This is a genomic window from Acinetobacter sp. ACNIH3 (assembly GCF_002918965.1).
Classification (GTDB): Bacteria; Pseudomonadota; Gammaproteobacteria; order Pseudomonadales; family Moraxellaceae; genus Acinetobacter; species Acinetobacter schindleri.
Window position 1 is genome coordinate 49,860 of the sequence record NZ_PQLP01000007.1, and the last position, 22,498, is coordinate 72,357.

Below are 22,498 nucleotides of genomic sequence, written 5' to 3' on the forward strand. Positions count from 1 at the left end.
AGAAGCTCTGGATAAATTTCCTGCATATTTGTTGTAAAAGTTCCGAAACTGTGTAAAAAATAAACCTATAAAAATGTCATGAATAGTGCTGAGGATGAGCACGTCTGGCATGTCATTTGCTTGATTAAAATTAAGTGAACTTTAAACTGATACTCAGGACGAATAAGAAGAACTTTATGCAAAATTTACAAAGCATCATGGAAACCCTCAGTGGTTGGGTCTGGGGTCCATATATGCTGGTACTGATTGTCGGTACTGGCGTATTCCTTACTTTCCGATTACTTTTCTGGCAATTCCGTATGTTGCCACTGGCCTTTAAACAGGTTTTTGGCAAACATCCTTCCCACGAAGGCGATATTTCCCAGTTTAGCTCACTCATGACCGCCCTTTCTGCCACCATTGGTACCGGTAATATTGCCGGGGTGGCAACAGCCTGTGTCTTGGGTGGCCCTGGTGCAGTTTTCTGGATGTGGATGACTGCCCTGTTCGGTATGGCGACCAAATATGGCGAAGGCGTTCTGGCGGTAAAATACCGGGTAAAAAATGAGAAAGGTGAAATGTCTGGCGGTCCGATGTATTACATAGAACGCGGCCTGAAATGGAAATGGCTAGCCTTAATTTTCGCATTTTTTGGTGCTGTTGCCTCTTTCGGGATCGGCAGCTCGGTACAGTCTAATACTGTAGCACTGGCCGTTGAAAATGGTTTTGGTCTGGAAACCTGGATTACAGGCGTGATCATCACAGCCTTTTCTGCACTGGTGATTCTGGGCGGGATTAAATCCATTGCCAGAGCTTCTTCCTTTATTGTACCGATCATGGCGATTGGTTATGTCGCGGGCGGTCTGATCATTATTTTTAACAATCTGGAGCTGGTTGGCCCTGCCCTGAAAATGATCTTTACCTATGCATTCACCGGTGAAGCAGCGGTTGGTGGCGCCATTGGTGCAGCGATTCGCTACGGTGTAGCACGTGGTGTATTCTCGAACGAAGCCGGTATGGGTTCAGCACCGATTGCCGCCGCTGCAGCAAAAACGGATCACCCGGCTCGTCAGGGTCTGGTATCGATGACAGGTACTTTTATTGATACCATTATTGTCTGTTCGATTACCGGTATTGTGCTGGTGATGGGCTTTATCATGGCGGGCAATGATTTTGGTGGTCAAACTGGTGCGGTACTGACCATCGGTGTATTCGACAAACTGTTACCGGGCGTTGGTGGTTGGGTCGTGACTTTCGGCATTATCTTCTTTGCCTACTCCACTATTCTGGGCTGGAGCTACTACGGCGAAAAATGTGCGACTTACCTGCTCGGTGAAAAGTTTGTTCTGCCTTACCGCATTATTTACATTGCTACCGTATTCATTGGCTGTATAGCTACACTAGATCTGGTCTGGCTATTTGCCGATACTTTCAACGGTCTGATGGCGATTCCAAACTTGATCGGCTTGTTATTGCTTTCAGGTGTGATTGCCAAAGAATCGAAAGACTTTATTGCCCGACGCAAGTCTGGTGAGCTTTATTAATATAATCCAAAGCCCTAAAGAAAAAAGCCACTGTAAAAGTGGCTTTTTTTTACGGTCCCAGTGTTCTAAACGAAATCAGTTCAGACGACCTGAAAATTCATCGTCATCATGATTTTGATTAAGATTCAGAAATTCCTCACGATCTGCTTCAATCTCAAGCGCAGTTTCCAAAGATAAGACAAAAAATAGTACGCCAGGAATTTTCATTTCCCCTTCGCTATCTTCCAGATGGTCACTCAGCATTTGATAGATCGGGTTGGCTTCATCAAATGGCACATCGATATAAAGATCACCTGAATAGCTTTCAATCACACCGGGTTGCTCAATCCCCATACATGGTGCAAAAGCAATTTGGCGTTGCTCCAGCCACTCCATCAGATTCTGGCGCAGGTGATAGGAGTCAGCATCTGCATTTTCATGTTCATAATTTTCAAAATGTACAAATAATACATCACGGTCTTTTTCACGTGCGATTGCATCAATATGTTGCATATGTTGTGGCATGTTTGGTTTCCTGTTCCCGTGATGATTAAGGTCATTATAGGGTGTATTTGATGCTTATGTAGAGTAGCAGATGCAGATACGTCACACGCTGACGTAAAACAGCGAATTTTTCAGGCGAAGATCTTGGTTTTCAGTGGCATTCACCGCTATGCTGTAGCCCTATTCCCAATCTTGTTTTTCGGAAACTATGGCTAAAGCAAAAAGTGTCTATCGTTGTGAGCAATGTGGTGCAGACCATCCTAAATGGTCTGGTCAGTGCGCTGAATGTGGTGAGTGGAACAGCTTGCTGGAAGTCAACATTGCACCTGCGGTGACTCATCGTGCCCAGCCTAAAATTGGCGGCTATGCTGGTCAGGCCGCTGCGATTACCACGCTTAATAAAGTTTCCGTTTCACATGAAAGTCGCATGCCGACCGGAATTGGAGAATTCGACCGGGTTCTGGGTGGTGGTCTGGTGACAGGTTCCGTTGTGTTGATTGGTGGTGATCCAGGGATTGGTAAATCGACTATTCTGCTACAAACTGCCACACATATGGCCGCGGGTAACAGTTCCGCACTCTATGTGACAGGTGAAGAATCTTTATCTCAGGTGGCATTACGGGCCCAGCGTCTGGACTTGCCAACTGAACATCTTAAAGTCATGGCAGAAACCTGTGTAGAACGCATTTGCGAAGTGCTGGCACAGGAACGACCAGCAGTTGCAATCCTCGACTCGATTCAAACACTTTATACCGAAACCTTGCAGTCTGCACCGGGTGGCGTATCACAGATTCGTGAATCAGCAGCGCTCCTGACCCGTTTTGCCAAAAATAGCGGAACCGCCCTGTTTATTGTCGGTCACGTCACCAAAGAAGGTGCACTCGCAGGTCCGCGTGTGCTGGAACATATGGTGGACTGTGTTCTATATTTTGAAGGTCAGTCGGATTCGCGTTATCGAATGATCCGTGCAGTAAAAAACCGATTTGGTGCGGTGAATGAGCTGGGGGTATTCGGCATGACCGATAAAGGTCTGCGTGAAGTCTCCAACCCGTCTGCCATTTTTCTGAGTCGTTATGATGAAGCCATACCCGGTTCAATTGTGATGATCAGCCGCGAAGGTACACGTCCATTGCTGGTTGAAGTTCAGGCACTGGTCGATGATGCGCATGGTCAACCGCGTCGTGTAGCGTTAGGTCTGGAACAAAACCGTCTGAATATGCTGTTAGCCGTAATGCATCGTCATGGCGGCGTACAAACCTCTGGTCAGGATGTCTATGTCAATATCGTCGGTGGTTTAAAGATTACCGAAACGGGTTCTGATCTGGCCGTTCTACTTGCCTGTGCATCGAGTATCCGTGGTAAAGCTCTGCCGCAGCAACTGGCTGTGTTTGGTGAAGTTGGTCTATCAGGAGAAATCCGTCCGGTACCCAATGGTCAGGAACGTCTCAAAGAAGCCATCAAGCATGGTTTTAAATATATTATCCTGCCGCGTGCCAATGCCCCGCAGAAAGAAATTCCGGGCGTACGCTTTATTGCGGTTGCCCGTCTGCATGAAGCCCTCAGTGAAGCCATGACTTTAAGTGATGAACTGTAGGATTCAATTTGTAGCACTCAGTTTGGAATTTCGGTAAAAAAATACAGTTTTTTGATTGAAATTCCATGTAAAGCCTATATAAATAGAGTGTTCAAATATATTTTTTACATAGGAAAACTGAATGGAAGTTCGACAGCGCGGTTTGATCGCGGGTTTCTTGACTGCAGCATTACTGTTTGCGCCTCTAGCTGCTGAAGCAAAACGTGCCGGTGGTGGTAAAAGCCATGGTATGCAACGTTCTGCTGCGCCGACTCAGACTTATCAGCAACCCCGTCAGGCAGCTCCTGCACAACAGGCTCCGACTGCAGGTGCAGCAACTCAGCAAAAATCTGGCCCTGGTGTGGGTGGTATGGTTGCTGCGGGTGTAGCGGGTGCTGCAATTGGTGCCGTCGCAGCGAATGCTTTGGCAGATGACAACGCGGCATCTCAAGCACAAGTTGAAGCTGTTCAAGAAGAAGAACAAGGTGGTATCCCAGGCTGGATCTGGATCTTACTTGCTGCAGCTGTTGCCTTCTTCATTTTCCGTAAAATGGGCGCAAAAAAAAAAGTAACTTCTAGCAATCCATTCGCTCCAAACAGTGGTGCTGGTTCGTCAGCACCATTTGGTCAAGCACCTGCTGCACCTCGCGGTGGTGATAGTACCAATATCTTTGGTCAGAATGTCGGTGGTCAAACACCTGGCAATAATGCCCCATTTGGTTCTGCTCCGGTAAATAACGCGCCGTTTGGTACTGCTTATACTCAAAGCGGTAGTCAGCTGCCTGATGGTACTGAACCTGCTGCCTTCTTGCGTGTTGCGCGTCAGCGTTTTAACCATATTCAGTCTATGAATACGGCGAGCAACATTTCAGAAATTCAGCGTTATCTGACCCCTGACCTGTATCAGTCTATGTATAACGACATTATGGCGAATCAGGATCAGGATGTTGCTGAGTTCTCTAACCTGAATGCCATGGTTGTAGATTCATCAAATGAAAATGGTCAATACGTAGTGAGCGTACGCTTTACCGGTACAGTAAGTGAAGACCTGAACAGTCTGCCACAGCCATTTGCTGAAGTTTGGCACTTTGTAAAACCTGCAGGTTCTAACCAGGACTGGCAGGTTGCGGGTATCCAGCAAGAAAGCTAAGACTTAAGTATTTTTAATAAAACAGCGGCCTTCGAGCCGCTGTTTTATTTTCAGTATTGGGTTCCCATGCTGTGCTTCAAAATCTTTTATTCCCCTATTTATTACTGCTTAAACTTACACTTCATTTTAATTATTTAAAAGATCTTTAAAAATAGTTATTTAAAATATAAACAATAATTGTTATCATTCGCATCAATGAAATTCCCACAAATAAATAGACAGTATTTTCAATGACCAGCAGTCCTCATATGGATCTTACAGCTACTGAAAAATCAGCTGTCCCCAATCCAGTCATCCGATCTAAAAAGAAAGTGCAGCCCAAACTCACGGCTTATCGCTTTATGATTTTCTACCGTTTCATACTTGCTGCTTCAGGCGGATATGCTTTAGCCACTTTTGCAGCCATGGTCATTGCTCAGTACTTCAGTGATTATCAAAGTAGTGCTGCCATATCCGCCACTATGATCGCTTTTCTTTTACAGACAGGGGCTTTCATCTGGGTATTTATGGTCAATAAAACCCTAAAAGCGACGCTGGGCATTTTGGTTCCAGCTGGGTTGTTCTATATCGCTTACCAGTTTTTAGGGAAATAAGATGAGACCAGATGCAAAACCGGAAGGTCCACGCCAGTCAATGTCATGGTTGCATACTTGGGCCAGTTTAATCTTGGGCTGGCTGCTTTATGCGATTTTTCTGACAGGTACATTAAGTTTTTTCCAGAATGAAATTACTATCTGGATGAAACCAGAGTTGCACCAGTCTGTTCCGCAAGCCACCCAGATTGAACAGACCCGAGTAGCACTCGCCTATTTACAGAAAAATCATCCTGATGCGGGTAGCTGGGCCATTCAGCTGCCGCATACTCGTCAGAACTATACTACGCTCAATATCCGTGGCGCTGGTGAAGATCCTCGTGCACGCCGCGGCGGCACACGAATTACTTTGGACAGTGCAACCGGTGAAGTACTAGAAGCACGCGAAACCCGTGGTGGTAGTTTCCTGTACCGTTTTCATTTTGATTTATATGGCATGCCACGTATGTGGGCACGCTGGATTGTCGGGATTGCGACTTTACTGATGATGGTAGGGATTATCAGCGGGATTATTACCCATAAGAAAATCTTTAAGGATTTCTTTACCTTCCGCCCAGGTAAAGGGCAACGTTCATGGCTAGATGCACACAATGCAACCGCGGTATTTGCACTTCCTTTCCATATTATGATTACATTCAGTGGCTTATTGCTGCTGTTATTTACCATCATGCCTTGGGGCGTAAACCAGATTTATGAAAATCGTGGTGCTTTCCTCCAAGATCAGCGTAAAACTTTAGTTCAGGATAATAGTCAGGAAGCTGAATCTCGTGCAGGTCGTAGCGAACGTGGCGGCGAAATGGCTGGACGTGGTGAAGGGCGTACTGAAGCTGAAGAACGTCGTCCTCATGGCGCTAGTGAAGCACGTGGCGAACGAGGTGAAATGGCAGGTCGCGGTGAAGCACGTCGATCTCGTGACGAAAATTCCTCTTCCCGTCCAGCGCCTTTAACCGATCTGGCACCGGTTCTGGCAGCTGCGGACAAAGAATGGAATAACAATCCGGTTGGTACCATCACCATTATTCGGCCAAATACCAGCAAAGCTGAAATCGAATTACGTGCTCTGAATGGTATCAGTGTTGCCTATCGTAGCATGTACCCAAGTCTGGAATTCAACGGCGTAACCGGTGCGCTCAAACCGGATCAAACCGAACTAAAAACACCTTCAGTCTCGAATGGCATCTATAATGTGCTGACTTCACTGCATGAAGCACGCGGTGTGGATCTCGTCCTACGCTGGTTACTGTTCCTGTCCGGTATTGTCGGCACATTGATGATCGCTACTGGTCTGATTCTATGGTGTGTAAAACGCGCACCGCAACAGCAGAAACAGGGCTATAAATCTTTTGGTTATCGTACGGTGGAAGTGACCAATATCGCAGCAATTATTGGTCTGCCTATTGCCTGTGCTGCTTACTTCTATGCCAATCGCTTTATTCCGGTGGAACTGGAAATGCGTGCCAATTGGGAAATCCGTACCTTTTTTATAGTATGGGTGCTGACTTTCTTCTATGCCATGATCCGGACGCATCGTCAGGCCTGGTTAGAACTGCTGGCACTGGCAACTGCTTTATTTGCCCTGCTTCCGGTCATAAATGTCCTGACTGGTGGACAGCCAATCTGGAATACTATAGCGAATGATCAATGGGTCATTGCGAGCTTTGACCTGGCTATGTGGCTACTAGCTGTTGTGTTCTGGCTTGCCTTTAAGAAAGTGAAAAATCACCAAGGCCCGCCTGCTAAAAAGGCCAAGACTACAGCTGTGGAGACTGAAGTATGATGTTTTTCTTATTCATCTGGTCTGTATCTGCACTGGGCTTTATTGCACTGGCGGCTTCGATGTCTAAACATCAAAAACAGATATTTGGCAAAGAACTGGATGCTGGCAAAACCCGACTAGCCACGCTTGCTGGCTGGGGACTGCTGATCATTGCGCTAATTTTTTGCCTGTTTAGCGGTACGATCAGCAATATGGTCAGCTATTGGCTAGGTAGTCTGACTTTTGCAGCATCAGCAGTTGGCCTGAGCCTGACTTACTTTGAATCAAAAATTAAAATAATCAGTATTGGCTTTGTGCTCATTGCATTCATTTCTGGACTAATTTGCGTATTTTAAGCTCAATTTAATTCCTTTTATAAAAAAGCCAGTCTTCGGATTGGCTTTTTTATTTTGAACCTTTTAATCTACATGCAAAGATTTTTGAGATTTTGACATGACCGAGCGTGTTTCTCCCCCTGCCACTCTGGCAAACCGCGCACTGGCAGGCAATGCCGAAGCACAATTTGAGCTTGCCGAACTATATATGCACAGCGAGCATGAAGATGACATCATTCTGGCTGAAGAATGGGCACTAAAAGCAGCGAACGGTGGTCTGGTTGAAGCCATGTACTGGCTCGGTGAAGGTTATACGGTTTATGCCAAAGAAATTGCGGAAGAAGACCCGGAAGATTCTAAAGCTCACTTTGAGTTAGCTTATTACTGGTTGAGCAAAGCCAATTTCGAAAAGCATCCAGCAGCAACATTGGAACTTGCCGGTTTTTACCGTCGTGGTGATGTGGTTGAAAAAAATGTCGAAAAATCCATTGCACTAGTGAAACAGGCAGCTGAATGGGGTGAAGTTCAGGCCATGCGTGACCTTGCCTTTATCTATGCCAATGGTCTTGGTGTGGTCTCTGATGACATACAGGCAGATTACTGGACACAAAAAGCAGATGAAGCTGAGCAGGAAATAGAATAAAGAAAAAGCCCATCGGATGATGGGCTTTTTTATGAGAATTGAATCTGATTTAAGCTTTTAAAAGAATATTTATTTTTCAAAATATTTTGCAAATTTTCTTATTAGTCAGATATTAAACAATTTCAGATTGGAACCAAATTAATTTCCAAGTACAATACCCCGCTAGTCGAGGGATGCTGCGACGTTTTACAGGTACGAAATGTAAAAGCGCCAGGCTCGACGATCGGTCCATCTTTTTCTAGACAGACCAACAACGGCATCCGCGAACTGAATGATCAATTATTGTTTTTTATAAGGAGATCGTGATGAACGCGGTTAATGCTTCATTTACAGATTATAAAGTTGCCGATATTTCACTGGCTGACTACGGCCGTAAAGAAATCAAACTTGCAGAAGCTGAAATGCCAGCCCTAATGGGTTTGCGTAAGCGTTACTCTGCTGCTAAACCACTTGCTGGCGCTAAAATTTTGGGTTGTATCCACATGACAATCCAAACAGCTGTTCTTATCGAAACTTTGGTAGAACTGGGCGCTGAAGTCCGTTGGACATCTTGTAACATCTTCTCAACTCAAGACCACGCTGCTGCTGCCATTGCTGCGTCTGGTGTTCCAGTATTTGCTTGGAAAGGCGAAACTGAAGAAGAATACATGTGGTGTCTTGAACAACAAATCAATGTAAACGGTACACCTTGGGATGCCAACATGATTCTGGATGATGGCGGTGACTTAACTGCACTTGTTCATGAAAAATACCCAGAAGTTCTTGCAAAAATTCACGGTATTACTGAAGAAACCACAACAGGTGTTCAACGTCTGCTTGAAATGTGGAAAGACGGTTCACTTAAAGTTCCTGCAATCAACGTAAATGATTCAGTAACTAAATCTAAGAACGACAACAAATACGGTTGCCGTCACTCGCTAAATGATGCGATCAAACGTGCAACAGATATGCTTTTATCTGGCCGTCGTGCACTTGTCATTGGTTACGGTGACGTAGGTAAAGGTTCTGCACAATCGCTTCGTCAAGAAGGCATGATCGTACGCGTTTCTGAAATCGATCCAATCTGTGCAATGCAAGCATGTATGGATGGTTACGAAGTTGTTTCTCCATACAAAAATGGCGTGCAAACTGGTAAAAAAGAAGACGTAAACGCTGACCTTCTTTTAAATACTGATCTGATCGTAACCACAACAGGTAACTACCACGTTTGTGACGCTGCAATGTTAGATACATTAAAAGCTGGTGCAGTGGTGTGTAACATCGGTCACTTCGACACTGAAATCGACACCAACTACCTACGTGGTTACAAGTGGGTTGAAGTGAAGCCTCAAGTACACCAAGTATATCGTTCAGAAAACGAAAATGATTACCTGATCCTTCTTTCTGAAGGTCGTCTGGTGAACCTTGGTAATGCAACAGGTCACCCTTCACGTGTGATGGATGGTTCATTTGCTAACCAAGTCTTGGGTCAAATGCATTTATTCGCTGAGAAATTTGCTGATCTACCTGAAGATCAAAAACAAGCAGCGATTCGCGTTGAACTTCTTCCTAAGAAATTAGATGAAGAAGTTGCGGCAGCCATGGTTGCAGGCTTTGGTGGTGTGTTAACGCAGTTAACGCAAGAACAAGCGGATTACCTTGGCGTAGCTGTTGAAGGTCCGTTTAAGTCTGACGCTTATAAATATTAATTGATTAATCCCTCTCCCTAACCCTCTCCTGAGCGTGCTTCAAGCACTGCTTTGAAGCTCAGCGCAAGAGAGGGAATATTCATTACAATGTGGATATTTACGAGGGTAAGTCCTCTTCTGAGCCAGTTTCAAGCACTGCTTTTAAACTGAGCGCAAGAGAGGATTCAGGAGAGGTGAAAAATATTAATAAGTATTTATAAAAAGGATTTAAACATGTCGAAACAGATTCCTATTTCTTTTGAGTTCTTCCCAACCAAAACTGATGCTGGTGCGGAAAAACTCAAGATCGTACACCAAGAGCTTCAGCTTTTAAATCCAGAATTTTTCTCGGTGACCTATGGTGCGGGTGGTTCAACTCGTGAACGTACCTTATCGACCATTAATGACTTCAATGGCAAAGGTACACCGGTTGCCCCTCACCTTTCATGTATTGGTGATAGCAAGGAACGTATTGCAGAATTACTGGATTTATATAAATCTCAGGGTATCAACCGTATTGTGGCACTGCGTGGTGATTTACCATCAGGTCAAGTCGGTTTAGGTGAACTACCATACGCGCAAGATTTGGTTCGTTTTATCCGTGAACATTCAGGTGATCATTTCCATATTGAAGTGGCAGCCTACCCTGAAATGCATCCACAAGCAGACAACTTTGACGCTGATATCAAACGTTTCTGTGAAAAAGCTCATGCTGGTGCCAATGCTGCACTTACACAGTTCTTCTTTAATCCAGATGCGTACTTCTACTTTGTAGAACGTATCCAAAAAGAAGGTGTGAATATTCCTGTCGCACCGGGCATTATGCCAATTACCAATGCCAGCAATTTAATCCGCTTTGCCGATGGTACAGGTGCAGAGATTCCACGCTGGATTCGCAAGCAATTGGCAACTTATGGTGACGATACTGCATCCATCAAAGCATTTGGTCATGAAGTGATCGTTAAACTTTGCGAACGCCTGATTGCTGGCGGTGCACCAAGCCTGCACTTCTACACCATGAACACCACTGACCCTACACGTCAACTTGTAAAAGACTTAGGTCTTGCATAAGTTTTGAGGCGGTATTTTCCCTCCTTAATTTATCCTTTTGGGAGAAATACAGAGAGGGCATAAAAAAATACCGTCTTGTTTTGTTCCACTTGAGAGTAATCCTTAAATGCCACGTTTTTTTATTGAAGCAGACTTAAATGTTGATTCCACGGTTGAGTTAACTGAAACCGTTTTTCATCATTGGGTGAAGGTATTACGTGCTCAAGTCGGTGAAAAAGCCACCCTATTTAATGGGCAAGGTGGTGAATATGAAGTTGAACTTGTAGAGGTTGCCAAAAAGTCAGCTACTGTACAAGTCAATAGCTTTAACCCAAGCAACCGCATGCCAAAATTCACAGCTTTACTTGGGCAGGTCATGAGTAAAGGCGACCGTATGGATTATGCCATTCAAAAAGCGGTTGAACTTGGTGTCTCAGAAATTCAGCTTTTAACCTCTGAACGCTGCGAAATGCGCCTCAAGTACGATCGTGACCAAAAAAAGCTCGATCACTGGCAAGCTATTGCTACGGCAGCCTGCGAACAATGTGGTTTGAATATTGTTCCAAAAATTCTCCCTCCGATGTCACTGGAAAACTGGTTGCAAAGTAAACTTCCTCAAACCAAGCTCGTGTTGGCTCCAAATAAAGATGAAGTGGATGTTCTTTACAATGCAACGCCAGACTTGGCATTACTCATTGGCCCAGAGGGCGGACTCAGTGAGGCTGAAATCTCTGCTGCCAATACTCAGGGATTTGTGAACTGGTGTATTGGTGAACGTGTTCTGCGTACCGAAACTGCGCCTGTCGTAGCTTTATCTATTTTGAACTACAAATTTTAATTTCTCTCAATGATCAATTTTACTTTATCGCATTTGTAAAAATTTGTGGGGCTTTTGATTGATTTTTATATATTGGCACTTTAGTCTTAATAAGATAAAAATGAATGACCTATTAAATGATAAAAGTTACTTATTTAAGGGGCTTAATAAAAACAATGCAGTACCACCCTTACGTAGATTAAAGGCATCTTAATCATGATTCATAATCAGGATGATTATATTCAGCAGCAGCTAAACAGTGCACAAATCGTGAATACGATTCGTCACAGTCGATACTTTTTAATTAGTATCCTGCTGGTATGTCTTTATATCTTCTGTATTTACCAGTTACATTATCATCCGGCAGACTATTACCTGAATCTTTGGTTTATTCTTACCGAGATGGTGGTCTGCATGTGCTGGCTGATCAGTACTGTCTACTTTAAACCGAATGAGTTTAAACTGGAAACTGCTCACCGCTGGCTACAAATCCAGTGTCTACTGGTAGGCATCTGTATTTCAACCGGGATTTTTACCCTGTATGTTTATTTGCCGCGTGTAAATCCATCTTTTGAACTGATTGAAGCACTGACCCTGACTGGCTTGCTGATTATGGTGACTCAAGCTTTTGGCCTCACCTATCTCACGCAAAAACTGAGTTATTTCTGCCTGATATTCTTGCCGTCCCTGGTCCCATTCTTCTTTCTGCAGATTACGGAATCCTCTTCACTTAATCCGTTTTTCAGTCTGGCATTGAACTTTTCTGTCATTGTAATTTTGCTGTGTGCCAATAGTACTTACCGTATTCATCAACGTACTTCACGTCTATATGCAGAGAATAATCTGTTAGTAACAAATGCTGAACAGCAAGTTACCTGGACCGATGAACTGTGTAAACAGTTACAAACTGAAGTGAATAAATCCAAAAATATCGAACTTCAGTTACAGCTCAATAATCAGCTGCTGGAACAGAAAGTACGGGAACGTACTTATGATATCGAGCAGATAAATCTTACCTTACAGGACCAGCATCAGAACCTGGAACTTGCGCATGAAATTGCGGGCATCCGCCCGTGGGACTGGAACATTAAAGATCGAACCATTACCCTAACTACGCATACACAAGAAAAAATCCAGCGCAGTTCCGGTCAGCATCAGGCACAACTGCATCATCTGATCCATCCGGATGATCTTCGTCATTTCAAAGATATGATGAAACAACACTTACGCAGTCAGGTAGAGCGCTATGAAGCCACCTACCGCATCCAGAATACCCAAGGGGTATGGGGCTGGGTTCATGATATCGGGCGTGTCATCAGCCGTGATCCAAAAACCAATAAACCCGTACGCATGGTCGGTATTCGCCGTGATATTCAGCAGGAACGTAATTCTCAGGAAGGATTAAAACTTGCAGCCAGCGTATTAGAGCAAGCGGCTGAAGGTATCTTTATACTTAATCAAGAGCTGAGCTATATCGAAGTTAATCCTTTTTTCGAGCAACTTTCTGGTTTTGAACGTCAGCAAATTCTGGGCAAGCACCTGTTTGATATTACGGTAAATACCAAATCTCAGCAGCGCAGTGTACATGCCAATATCATCAAGCAGGTCATGAAGATTGGTTCTTTTGATGGCGAACTTAATGAAAAATTCTTGTCCGGCAAAGAGATGCCACTATGGCTGCATATCAATGCCATTATGGATGATGAAGGCCGTATCACCCACTATATCGGGATTGTGTCAGACCTGACTGAACGTAAGCTTCAGGAACAGCGTCTGTCTTATCTGGAAAATTATGACACCCTGACCGACTTACCAAATCGTTTCTATTATAACTATCAGCTGCACCAGTACCTGGTGACACAAAAAGATTCCATCAAGCAGATGGCGGTGATTCGAATCAATATCGACCGTTTCCGTCCGCTGAATGAATATCTGAGCAACAACGGTGGTGATGAGTTATTACGTCAGGTGGCACAGCGCTTACGCTTAACCAATGCTGAAGCCATGTTTGTTGCGCATTTGAATGGCGATGACTTTGCCATTTTGTATGAAATCTCGCATATTCGCCCTTCCGTGCAGGAACATTGTGAGCATATTGCGAAAGCCTTTAGTCAGCCATTCAATATCTTTGGTCAGGACTATGAAATTACGCTTTCAATGGGGGTAGCTTTTTATCCTGATCATGGCCGTCAACTGGATTATCTCAATAACTGTGCCGAACAGGCACTAAGTGAAGCTAAGAATCTCGGTGGGAATACCATTCACTTTTATTCAAGTGAAAATACTGCCCTGCTGGAACAAGGAATTTTCATTGAACGCGATCTGCGTAAAGCCATCCAGAATGGTGAACTGATCGTCTATTATCAGCCGAAGATCAATCTTAATGACCAGAAGATCTACGGTTTTGAAGCCTTAATCCGCTGGAATCATCCGGAGAAAGGCATTATTCCACCGGGGATGTTTATTCCATTGGCAGAACAGACCAGTATGATTTCGGAAATCGGTCAACTGGTGATACAGCAAACGGCAAAGCAGATCCGTAAATGGAATGACCAGGGTTTCCATAATATCTGTATTTCAGTGAATATTGTGGCGCAGCAACTCCGCCGCGGCCAGTTACTGGATGATCTGGATGAAGCGATCAAACTGAACTGTATTTCTGGTTCGAATCTGGAACTGGAAATTACCGAATCTTCATTGGTAGAAAATTCTGAAACTGTAATGAATGTGCTGAATCAGATCAAGGAACGTGATATCAACATTTCCCTGGATGACTTTGGTACGGGCTATTCGTCCCTGTCTTATCTGGCAGAGTTCCCAATCGATATTTTAAAGATTGACCGCAGTTTTGTATCCAAAATTGGTGAATCCAAACAGGATGCTATTGTCAGTGCAATGGTTGCAATGGGCAAAGCCATGGGAATGAAAGTAGTAGCTGAAGGTATTGAGACAGAGCAGCAGCTAGATTTCCTGCGTCAACTCGGTTGTGATATTGCACAGGGCTATCTGTTTTCCAAGCCGCTTCCTGAACAGCAAGCGACCGAATTTCTTGAACAAAATATGACACCTGAGACTTATACCTATCAGGTATAAATCCAGACCTAAGACCAATTATTTCTTCAAAAAACGGGTGCGTTTGGCTGGGCTAAGCGCACAACTAGTGATATATTCTCCTGTATTCCGCGGTTATGTTACCTGCAATTGGGTAATTATTGATAGATCGAGAGACTAATGGACGAACAATCTTTAAAACAACAGGCACTGTACTACCACGAATTTCCTACCCCCGGCAAAATCAGCGTCACCCCAAGCAAACAACTCGTTAACCAACATGATTTAGCACTAGCTTACTCTCCAGGTGTTGCAGCGCCATGTTTGGAAATTGAAAAAGACCCATCTAAAGCAGCACTGTATACAGCACGTGGTAACCTTGTTGCGGTAGTAAGTAATGGTACAGCGGTTCTTGGCCTGGGTAACATTGGTCCTTTAGCATCTAAACCGGTTATGGAAGGTAAAGGCGTCCTGTTCAAGAAATTTGCTGGCGTCGACGTATTCGATATCGAAATCGCAGAAAATGATCCAGACAAAATTGTCGACATCGTTGCAGCATTAGAACCGACTTTTGGTGGTATTAACCTCGAAGATATTAAAGCACCAGAATGTTTCTATATTGAACAGAAACTTCGTGAACGCATGAACATTCCGGTGTTCCACGATGACCAACACGGTACATCAATCATTGTAGGTTCAGCATTACTCAATGCTTTAATTATCAATGGTAAAAAAATTGAAGAAATCAAGATCGTAGCATCTGGTGCAGGCGCTGCTGCATTGTCTTGCTTGAACCTTCTTTGTGCACTAGGCGCGAAGAAAGAGAATATCATCGTTGCGGACTCACGTGGTTTATTGACTACAAAACGTGAAGGCTTAGATGAATCGAAAAAAGCGTATGTACAAGACATCGAAGGTACTCAGCTTGCTGACGTAATGGACGGCGCAGATATGTTCTTGGGTCTGTCTGCTGCAGGCATTCTGACTCAAGACATGGTCAAGAAAATGGCCAAAGATCCAATCATCTTTGCCTTGGCTAACCCGGATCCGGAAATTTTGCCAGAACATGCCCATGAAGCACGTTCAGACGTGATCATGGCAACTGGCCGTTCAGACTATCCGAACCAGGTGAATAACGCTCTTTGCTTCCCATACATCTTCCGTGGCGCACTCGACGTTGGTGCAACCACCATTAACGAAGAAATGAAGATTGCTTGTGTACACGCGATTGCGCGTATGGCACATGTCGAAGCAGATGCTGCATCTTATGGTGAAAAATCAGCATCATTTGGTCGTGATTACTTAATTCCTCGCCCACTGGATCAACGTTTGATTTTAGAGATTGCGCCAGCAGTTGCTAGAGCAGCGATGGATTCTGGCGTAGCAACACGTCCAATTCAAGACTTCTCTGTATATCATCAACGTTTGTCTGAGTTTGTTTATAACTCAGCATTTATGATGAAACCGATTTTTGCTCAAGCAAAATCAGATCCTAAGCGTATTGCATATGCGGAAGGTGAAGATCTTCGTGTACTTCGTGCTGTACAAATTGCAGTGGATGAAGGCATGGCGAAGCCAATTTTGGTGGGCCGTACAGCAGTAATTGAAGCAAATATCAAAAAATTGGGCTTACGCTTAGAAAACGGGGTAAACATCACCATCGTTGACCAAGAAAAGAATCCAGATTACGAAAAATTTGCCGATGACTACTATAGCATTATGCAGCGTAAAGGGGTAACACCAGAGTACGCACAACGTGAAGCTCGTCGTCGCTCAACACTTATCGCATCTATGCTTGTCAAACACGGCCTTGCAGACGGTATGTTATGTGGTACGTACTCAAGCTACGACATCCACTTGGACTTCGTCAGCAATATCATTGGTAAAAAAGACGGTCACAATACCTTCTTTACTTTGAATGCCTTAATGCTTGAAGAGCGTAACCTGTTTATTGCAGATACCTATATCAACCGTAATCCAACTGCTGAACAGCTTGCTGAGATGACCATTCTTGCTGCTGAAGAAGTACGTCGTTTCGGTATGACACCACGTATTGCGCTATTGTCTCACTCTAGCTTCGGTTCTGACCAGAACGATGCCAGTGCACAGAAAATGCGTAAGGTCTACGACATTCTGTCTGAGATTGCGCCTGAACTGGAAGTTGAAGGTGAAATGCATGGTGATGCGGCACTGGATGAAAATATCCGCCAGTTTGCTTATCCGAACTCACGCTTCAAAGGTGCTGCGAACCTGTTGATCATGCCAAACCTGGATGCAGCTAACATTTCGTTTAACCTGTTAAAAGCAACTTCTGGTAACAATGTGACCATTGGCCCGATTCTGCTGGGTGCAGCGAAACCAGTTCATATTTTAACGCCGACAGCGACTACACGCCGCGTCGTGAATATGACTGCTTTGACTGTTGCAGAAATCCAACAAGCGGAACAAGACGCCCTGTAAGCAAACGCGGCGAACGCCGAGTTTCTTGACTTGAGAAAACCTCTATTCTGTAGCATGATGCTTCTAAGAATAGAGGTTTTTTCATGCAAGTTTATTTAGTAGGCGGCGCAGTTCGAGATCATTTGCTCGGACACCCCTATCACGAAAAAGATTATGTAGTAGTGGGTGCAAGCCCCAATCAAATGCTCAATCTGGGCTATCAACCGGTTGGGAAGGATTTTCCTGTATTTTTGCATCCTGAAACAAAAGAAGAATATGCATTAGCACGTACCGAACGTAAATCCGGCACTGGTTATCATGGTTTTGAATTCCATACCGATACCAGCGTAACGCTTGAACAGGACTTGATCCGTCGCGACCTGACCATCAATGCCATGGCCATGGATGAAGCCGGTCATGTGCATGATCCCTATAATGGTCAACAGGATCTTGCTGACCGCGTTTTACGTCATGTTTCTGATGCTTTTATTGAAGATCCTCTCCGTGTATTACGTGTCGCGCGCTTTGCTGCGCGTTATCATGCAATGGGCTTCCATGTTGCCACGGAAACACTCGATTTAATGCGTCAACTTACTGAATCAGGTGAATTAAATACGCTAACGCCTGAACGGGTCTGGAAAGAAACATCCCGTGCCCTGATGGAATCACATGCGGATATTTATTTTGAAGTATTACGCAGCTGTGGTGCATTAAAAGTACTGTTCCCAGAAATTGATGCCCTGTTCGGCGTCCCGCAACGTCCGGAATATCATCCGGAAATTGACTGCGGCATTCACACCATGATGTCGCTACAACAGGCTTGTCGCCAGAACTATGATTTGGATGTACGTTTTGCTGTTCTGGTGCATGACTTAGGTAAAGCCTTAACGCCTACCGAGGAATTGCCACGTCATATCATGCACGAAGAGCGTGGTGTACAGCCCGTAACTGAATTATGCGAGCGTTTCAAAGTACCAACTTATACCAAACAACTGGCAATTGCAGTCTGTAAAGAACATTTAAAATGCCATCAGGCACTTAATCTGAAACCAGGTACTTTATGGCGGTTATTGCAGCGTCTGGATGTATTACGTCGCCCGGAACGTGTAGAAGCTTTTGTGCAAGCCTGTGAATGTGATTCTCGTGGCCGTTTAGGTCTGGAAGACCGTGCCTATCCACAAGCGCAATATGTGCGGGAAGCCATGCAAGTGGTTCGTGGTATCAAGGCTCAGGATTTACCCGCAGATATTCAAGGTCCTGATATTGGCGAGATGCTGATTGAACGTCGTATCCATGCCTTAGCCGAGCTGAAAGAACGCCATACTGCCTTAATTTAACAAAGCTCCTTCGGGAGCTTTCTTCTTTGTATATATTGATATCTAAAATACTTTTATTCTGCGCACTTATATTCATATTCAAAATTATTAGAATTCATTGACCTCATCTTCCACCTAGAATCGGGTTATCTCTCTTTCGCTTCTGTCTGATAAAAACTTATGAATTCTCTGATTCGTCCTTTGCAACTTGAACAGGACTTGCATGCAATCCATGCACTTACTACACAACTTGGCTATTCCACCACAGTAGAAAATATTCAGCAGCGCTGGCAACGCATTCATCAGGATTCGAATGATTTGACGCTGGTCGTTGAACATGAATAACAGGTCATAGGCTATACAGGTTTAATTCAGAAAGACACTTGGAAATTTGATGGGGGATATTTGCGAATTCAGTCTTTTGTAGTTGATCAGGCTCATCGCGGGCAAGGTGTGGGAAAAGGCTCATTGCAGCGATTGAAGAGTTAGCTAAACAACGTCTTTTAAAATTGATACAAGTAAATAGCGGCAATCGTGAGGAACGTTTAACTGCACATGCTTTTTATAAGAATCTGGTTTTTGATGCTTACAGTATCGATTTTTCGGAAATATCTGGCTTAATCAGCCTGCTCAGATAACAGGCTGATTAGATCAGGAAGAGGATCAGGAAATATCTGCCGGGAAAGTAATTACCTTTTCAAGCTTCATCTGATTGGTGGCGATCATCAACAGACGATCCACCCCAAGTGCGATCCCGGAACATTCCGGCATATTCGGTAAAGCAGCCAACAGATACTCATCAATCGGCATGACATGTAAACCGAGTGAGCTACGCTCTGCATTATCTGCTTCAAAGCGTGAGCGTAACACTTCCGCATCAATCAGCTCATCATAGGCATTCGCCAGTTCCAGACCTTCTATATAAAGTTCGAAACGTGCTGCAACCAGTTCACCATCTTCATCGAGTTTGGTTTTTGCTAATGAAGCAAGTTCAGGCGGGAAATCGGTCAGAAATACCGCTGTGTCAAATCCCAAGCTCGGTTCCACCATATGCGAGAACAACAGGTCAATATAAGCCAGACGATCCTGCCCCAGATCCAGATTTAAACCAACGCGACGGCAGCAGTCTTTTAACTCTTTTAAAGTTGCCTTTAAGGGATTCAGATCCAGTCGATCCATAAAGGCATGCTTATAGCTCAGTACTGTTGGACGAACTTCGCCAAAACGGGCTTTTAATACTACATTCAACAGATCTGAAACTTCAAACATCAGGTCTTTCAGGCTAAAGCCCGGACGATACCATTCCAGCATGGTGAATTCGCTGTTATGTTTACGCCCATGCTCATCATCACGAAACACTTTGCAGATCTGGTAAATCGGGCCACTACCACTTGCCAGCAGGCGTTTCATCGCAAATTCAGGAGAAGTTTGCAGATAATGGGTATTGAGCTTACCCAGTACATGACGTTGTGCTTGCACAGATGCCAGATGCACATCGGTCACACCCGCTTGAGACAAAATCGGGGTTTCTACTTCCAGCACATCACGTTCCGCAAAGAACTGACGCAGCTGTGCATATAAATGAGCACGTGCGCGCATCGCATTTACATCACAGCTCGGTTGATAAGCAATCGTCATGCTTTCGGTCCTCCATGTGCCGCCCATTCACGACGTAACGGATAGGTCTTACGTAAATGGTCAAAAGCCTGTTGATCGACTTTAGCGTCTTTTAAGCAAGCACGCAGATTGGCATCGTCACGTTGGATATCATAGATTTCACCCAGGTGCTGTTTGAGAGCTGCTTTTAAGTCCCGCCCTGCAAAATATGGCACACATTCTGGTAACTGGCTTTCAAACTGCTTATTAATTTCATAGCCAAAATGACGACAGAAAGCCTCATAAATCATTTGTGTACCACGCGCCTTACCTTCCAGACTATAACCGGCAATATGTGGCGTTACCAAGCTGACCAGATCCAGCACTTCAGCTGAAATCACCGGTTCATGTTCAAATACATCCAGTACCACCTGACGCTGAGTTGCCCTGATATCAGCGATTAATGCTGCTTCTTCAACGACTGGTCCACGCGCTGAATTGATCAGGATAGTTTCAGGCTTCATTTGGGCAAAGGCATCTGCATTGATCATATGATAAGTCGGATGCTCACCCTGTTTGGTCAAAGGAACATGAATACTGATCGCATCAGATTGCGCCAATAAGCTTTGCAGATCAACCTGTTCAATATGGTCTCGTTGTACAAAAGGATCACAACCGATCACACGCCAGCCTAGCAGGGCTGCCATATAAGCCAGTCGCGTACCCACGTTGCCTAGCCCAATAATTCCCAAGGTAAAATCGGGGCCAGCATCCAGGAGTGCTGGACGAAGTTTTAATAAGGCAGTAATCACGTACTCAGCTACGGCTTGGGCATTACAACCGGCGGCATTGCTCCAGGCAATTCCCTGCTGTTCAAGTGCAGCAATATCCAGATGATCCGTACCAATCGTGGCACTACCAACAAACCTGACCGAGCTGCCTTCCAGTAGCTGTGAATTGACTTTGGTCACTGAACGCACCAGTAGGACATCTGCATCCTGCACATCTGCCGCAGTCAGTGTACGGCCTGCACAATGCTGAATCTCGGCAAATTCTGCAAAGAAATAATCGGTAAATGCCAGATTTTCGTCTGCGACAATTTTCATAATGCCTTCCAACAACACAATGCCGTTATCTTAACGCGTGATGCTGCTGATGACCATTCAGTTATGTGGCCTTCTATTTTCTTAAGTGATTAAAAAAACCGAAGACTGGCTTCGGTTTAAGTAGAAAAAAATATTAATAGTTTAGGAAGCCGCAGATACAACATGATCAATAATACCCTGCGCATTGAGCGCGGCAATTTCTTCGGGACTACGGAACTGGGACAGAATCTGCTGGGTATGTTGTCCCAGTTTTGGCGGTGCATGACGATATTGTACAGGTGTATCCGACAGCTTGATCGGTGAACCAATCATTTTAAACTGGGCGTTTAAAGGATGTGGTAAATCCACCAGCATTTCCCGTGCAGCAACTTGGGGCTCATTCAAAGCATCTTCAATCGAGTTAATCACACCGACGGGGACTTTGACCGCGTGAATGGCATCAACCCAGTCTTTGGCATTCTTTGCAAGAAAATATTCTGATAATAAGGGAATCAGTTCATCACGATGTATCACCCGATCCTGATTGCGCTGGAATTTTTCATCCTGCAAAAGTTCAGATAACTCAATTGCCATGCATAAATCCCGGAATTGCTTATCATTGCCACAGGCGATAATAAATTCCTTATCTTTGGCTTTAAAGGTTTGATAAGGCACAATATTGGGATGATGATTTCCCATTCGTTTTGGTGCCGTGCCTGAAGTTAGATAGTTCATCCCCTGATTGGCCAAAGCAGCTACCTGTACATCCAGCAAAGACATATCAATATATTGACCTTTACCTGTATGATGACGAGCCAACAGCGCAGCCTGAATGGCAATGGTCGCATACAGCCCGGTTTGAATATCCACAACCGCTACACCGACCTTCTGTGCTCCACCACCCGGGACATCATCTGCTTCACCGGTAATGCTCATCAGACCTGACATACCTTGAATAATAAAGTCATAACCCGGCTCTTCGGCACGAGGCCCGTTCTGACCAAAGCCAGTAATCGAACAATACACCAGCTTCGGATTAATGGCCTTTAAGCTTTCATAATCCAGCCCATAGCGCGCTAATGCACCCACTTTATAGTTTTCAATCACCACATCGGCAGTTTTGGCAATATCCCGGATGAGTTCCTGTCCTGGTTCAGAGGCAATATCGACAGTGACCGAATATTTATTGCGATTGGCACACTGAAAATAGCCTGCCTCACGGGTATTTTCACCAGATGGCGTTTTCATCCACGGCGGTCCCCACATGCGGGTATCATCCCCTACACCTGGACGCTCGATCTTAATCACTTCAGCACCCAGATCTGCCAGAATTTGTCCACACCATGGTCCTGCCAGCACTCGGCTTAAATCCAGTACGCGTATTCCTTTTAATGCACTCATGCTCAATCCTTTTTTCATTG

The 22,498-nt window shown here is 44.6% G+C and carries 19 protein-coding genes; 15 read left to right on the forward strand and 4 right to left on the reverse strand.

Annotated elements, in window-relative coordinates:
- Positions 1-176: 176 nt before the first annotated feature.
- Positions 177-1,523 carry an alanine/glycine:cation symporter family protein gene (locus C3420_RS05265; RefSeq protein WP_004815015.1) on the forward strand — a complete coding sequence of 449 codons (1,347 nt, stop codon included), beginning with the start codon at positions 177-179 and terminating at the stop codon, positions 1,521-1,523.
- Positions 1,524-1,598: 75 nt separating this feature from the next.
- Here the strand turns inward: C3420_RS05265 and C3420_RS05270 are convergent, their stop codons facing one another.
- Positions 1,599-2,027, reverse strand: coding sequence for a hypothetical protein (locus C3420_RS05270; protein ID WP_103799925.1), 429 nt, complete (start codon positions 2,025-2,027; stop codon positions 1,599-1,601).
- Positions 2,028-2,214: 187 nt separating this feature from the next.
- On the opposite strand from C3420_RS05270, the gene radA reads away from it, so the two are divergent.
- The 14 genes from radA (at position 2,215) to C3420_RS17830 (ending at position 18,885) form a co-directional block, all read left to right on the forward strand.
- The gene (gene radA / locus C3420_RS05275) at positions 2,215-3,600 is read left to right on the forward strand and encodes a DNA repair protein RadA (protein WP_004815011.1); all 1,386 of its coding nucleotides are present in this window, start codon (positions 2,215-2,217) and stop codon (positions 3,598-3,600) included.
- A gap of 121 nt (positions 3,601-3,721) precedes the next feature.
- Positions 3,722-4,729, forward strand: a complete 1,008-nt coding sequence (locus tag C3420_RS05280; protein WP_103799926.1) for a Tim44 domain-containing protein — start codon at positions 3,722-3,724, stop codon at positions 4,727-4,729.
- A 248-nt stretch (positions 4,730-4,977) separates the two neighbouring features.
- Complete coding sequence (locus tag C3420_RS05285; protein ID WP_103799927.1) at positions 4,978-5,322, forward strand: hypothetical protein; 345 nt, start codon at positions 4,978-4,980, stop codon at positions 5,320-5,322.
- A gap of 1 nt (position 5,323) precedes the next feature.
- Positions 5,324-7,099: a PepSY-associated TM helix domain-containing protein gene (locus C3420_RS05290; RefSeq protein ID WP_103799928.1), complete on the forward strand. Its 1,776-nt coding sequence runs from the start codon at positions 5,324-5,326 to the stop codon at positions 7,097-7,099.
- Positions 7,096-7,434: a DUF3325 domain-containing protein gene (locus C3420_RS05295; protein WP_103799929.1), complete on the forward strand. Its 339-nt coding sequence runs from the start codon at positions 7,096-7,098 to the stop codon at positions 7,432-7,434. Before C3420_RS05290 ends, C3420_RS05295 begins: the two co-directional genes overlap by 4 nt.
- A 97-nt stretch (positions 7,435-7,531) precedes the next feature.
- Positions 7,532-8,056 (forward strand): tetratricopeptide repeat protein, encoded by a 525-nt coding sequence (locus C3420_RS05300; RefSeq protein WP_103799930.1) that lies wholly within the window; start codon positions 7,532-7,534, stop codon positions 8,054-8,056.
- 305 nt (positions 8,057-8,361) lie between these two features.
- Positions 8,362-9,744 carry an adenosylhomocysteinase gene (ahcY, locus tag C3420_RS05305; protein WP_004814998.1) on the forward strand — a complete coding sequence of 461 codons (1,383 nt, stop codon included), beginning with the start codon at positions 8,362-8,364 and terminating at the stop codon, positions 9,742-9,744.
- Between the two features lie 213 nt (positions 9,745-9,957).
- Positions 9,958-10,794: a methylenetetrahydrofolate reductase [NAD(P)H] gene (gene metF, locus C3420_RS05310; RefSeq protein WP_076753909.1), complete on the forward strand. Its 837-nt coding sequence runs from the start codon at positions 9,958-9,960 to the stop codon at positions 10,792-10,794.
- 106 nt (positions 10,795-10,900) lie between these two features.
- Positions 10,901-11,611, forward strand: a complete 711-nt coding sequence (locus C3420_RS05315) for a 16S rRNA (uracil(1498)-N(3))-methyltransferase (protein WP_103799931.1) — start codon at positions 10,901-10,903, stop codon at positions 11,609-11,611.
- A gap of 195 nt (positions 11,612-11,806) precedes the next feature.
- The gene (locus C3420_RS05320) at positions 11,807-14,683 is read left to right on the forward strand and encodes a putative bifunctional diguanylate cyclase/phosphodiesterase (protein WP_103799932.1); all 2,877 of its coding nucleotides are present in this window, start codon (positions 11,807-11,809) and stop codon (positions 14,681-14,683) included.
- Positions 14,684-14,821: 138 nt separating this feature from the next.
- Complete coding sequence (locus C3420_RS05325) at positions 14,822-17,101, forward strand: NADP-dependent malic enzyme (protein ID WP_008302352.1); 2,280 nt, start codon at positions 14,822-14,824, stop codon at positions 17,099-17,101.
- 83 nt (positions 17,102-17,184) lie between these two features.
- Positions 17,185-18,417, forward strand: a complete 1,233-nt coding sequence (locus C3420_RS05330; RefSeq protein WP_008302349.1) for a multifunctional CCA addition/repair protein — start codon at positions 17,185-17,187, stop codon at positions 18,415-18,417.
- A gap of 159 nt (positions 18,418-18,576) precedes the next feature.
- Positions 18,577-18,741, forward strand: a complete 165-nt coding sequence (locus C3420_RS17565) for a hypothetical protein (RefSeq protein WP_227499321.1) — start codon at positions 18,577-18,579, stop codon at positions 18,739-18,741.
- 60 nt (positions 18,742-18,801) lie between these two features.
- Positions 18,802-18,885, forward strand: coding sequence for a hypothetical protein (locus tag C3420_RS17830; protein ID WP_262478311.1), 84 nt, complete (start codon positions 18,802-18,804; stop codon positions 18,883-18,885).
- A gap of 174 nt (positions 18,886-19,059) precedes the next feature.
- Here C3420_RS17830 and epmA read toward each other — a convergent pair whose 3' ends face one another.
- The 3 genes from epmA to C3420_RS05350 all read right to left on the reverse strand — a co-directional run bounded on the left by epmA (position 19,060) and on the right by C3420_RS05350 (position 22,478).
- Positions 19,060-20,034 carry an EF-P lysine aminoacylase EpmA gene (gene epmA / locus C3420_RS05340; RefSeq protein ID WP_008302346.1) on the reverse strand — a complete coding sequence of 325 codons (975 nt, stop codon included), beginning with the start codon at positions 20,032-20,034 and terminating at the stop codon, positions 19,060-19,062.
- Positions 20,031-21,098, reverse strand: coding sequence for a 4-phosphoerythronate dehydrogenase (locus C3420_RS05345; RefSeq protein ID WP_103799933.1), 1,068 nt, complete (start codon positions 21,096-21,098; stop codon positions 20,031-20,033). The genes epmA and C3420_RS05345 overlap by 4 nt, the downstream gene beginning before the upstream one ends.
- A 141-nt stretch (positions 21,099-21,239) precedes the next feature.
- The gene (locus tag C3420_RS05350; protein ID WP_103799934.1) at positions 21,240-22,478 is read right to left on the reverse strand and encodes a CaiB/BaiF CoA transferase family protein; all 1,239 of its coding nucleotides are present in this window, start codon (positions 22,476-22,478) and stop codon (positions 21,240-21,242) included.
- Positions 22,479-22,498: the final 20 nt, after the last annotated feature.

Bases quoted from the DNA above. Each gene is read 5' to 3' on its own strand.
- C3420_RS05265 (WP_004815015.1), top strand. From the start codon at position 177: ATGCAAAATTTACAAAGCATCATGGAAACCCTCAGTGGTTGGGTCTGG.
- C3420_RS05270 (WP_103799925.1), bottom strand. From the start codon at position 2,027: ATGCCACAACATATGCAACATATTGATGCAATCGCACGTGAAAAAGAC.
- radA (WP_004815011.1), top strand. From the start codon at position 2,215: ATGGCTAAAGCAAAAAGTGTCTATCGTTGTGAGCAATGTGGTGCAGAC.
- C3420_RS05280 (WP_103799926.1), top strand. From the start codon at position 3,722: ATGGAAGTTCGACAGCGCGGTTTGATCGCGGGTTTCTTGACTGCAGCA.
- C3420_RS05285 (WP_103799927.1), top strand. From the start codon at position 4,978: ATGGATCTTACAGCTACTGAAAAATCAGCTGTCCCCAATCCAGTCATC.
- C3420_RS05290 (WP_103799928.1), top strand. From the start codon at position 5,324: ATGAGACCAGATGCAAAACCGGAAGGTCCACGCCAGTCAATGTCATGG.
- C3420_RS05295 (WP_103799929.1), top strand. From the start codon at position 7,096: ATGATGTTTTTCTTATTCATCTGGTCTGTATCTGCACTGGGCTTTATT.
- C3420_RS05300 (WP_103799930.1), top strand. From the start codon at position 7,532: ATGACCGAGCGTGTTTCTCCCCCTGCCACTCTGGCAAACCGCGCACTG.
- ahcY (WP_004814998.1), top strand. From the start codon at position 8,362: ATGAACGCGGTTAATGCTTCATTTACAGATTATAAAGTTGCCGATATT.
- metF (WP_076753909.1), top strand. From the start codon at position 9,958: ATGTCGAAACAGATTCCTATTTCTTTTGAGTTCTTCCCAACCAAAACT.
- C3420_RS05315 (WP_103799931.1), top strand. From the start codon at position 10,901: ATGCCACGTTTTTTTATTGAAGCAGACTTAAATGTTGATTCCACGGTT.
- C3420_RS05320 (WP_103799932.1), top strand. From the start codon at position 11,807: ATGATTCATAATCAGGATGATTATATTCAGCAGCAGCTAAACAGTGCA.
- C3420_RS05325 (WP_008302352.1), top strand. From the start codon at position 14,822: ATGGACGAACAATCTTTAAAACAACAGGCACTGTACTACCACGAATTT.
- C3420_RS05330 (WP_008302349.1), top strand. From the start codon at position 17,185: ATGCAAGTTTATTTAGTAGGCGGCGCAGTTCGAGATCATTTGCTCGGA.
- C3420_RS17565 (WP_227499321.1), top strand. From the start codon at position 18,577: ATGAATTCTCTGATTCGTCCTTTGCAACTTGAACAGGACTTGCATGCA.
- epmA (WP_008302346.1), bottom strand. From the start codon at position 20,034: ATGACGATTGCTTATCAACCGAGCTGTGATGTAAATGCGATGCGCGCA.
- C3420_RS05345 (WP_103799933.1), bottom strand. From the start codon at position 21,098: ATGAAAATTGTCGCAGACGAAAATCTGGCATTTACCGATTATTTCTTT.
- C3420_RS05350 (WP_103799934.1), bottom strand. From the start codon at position 22,478: ATGAGTGCATTAAAAGGAATACGCGTACTGGATTTAAGCCGAGTGCTG.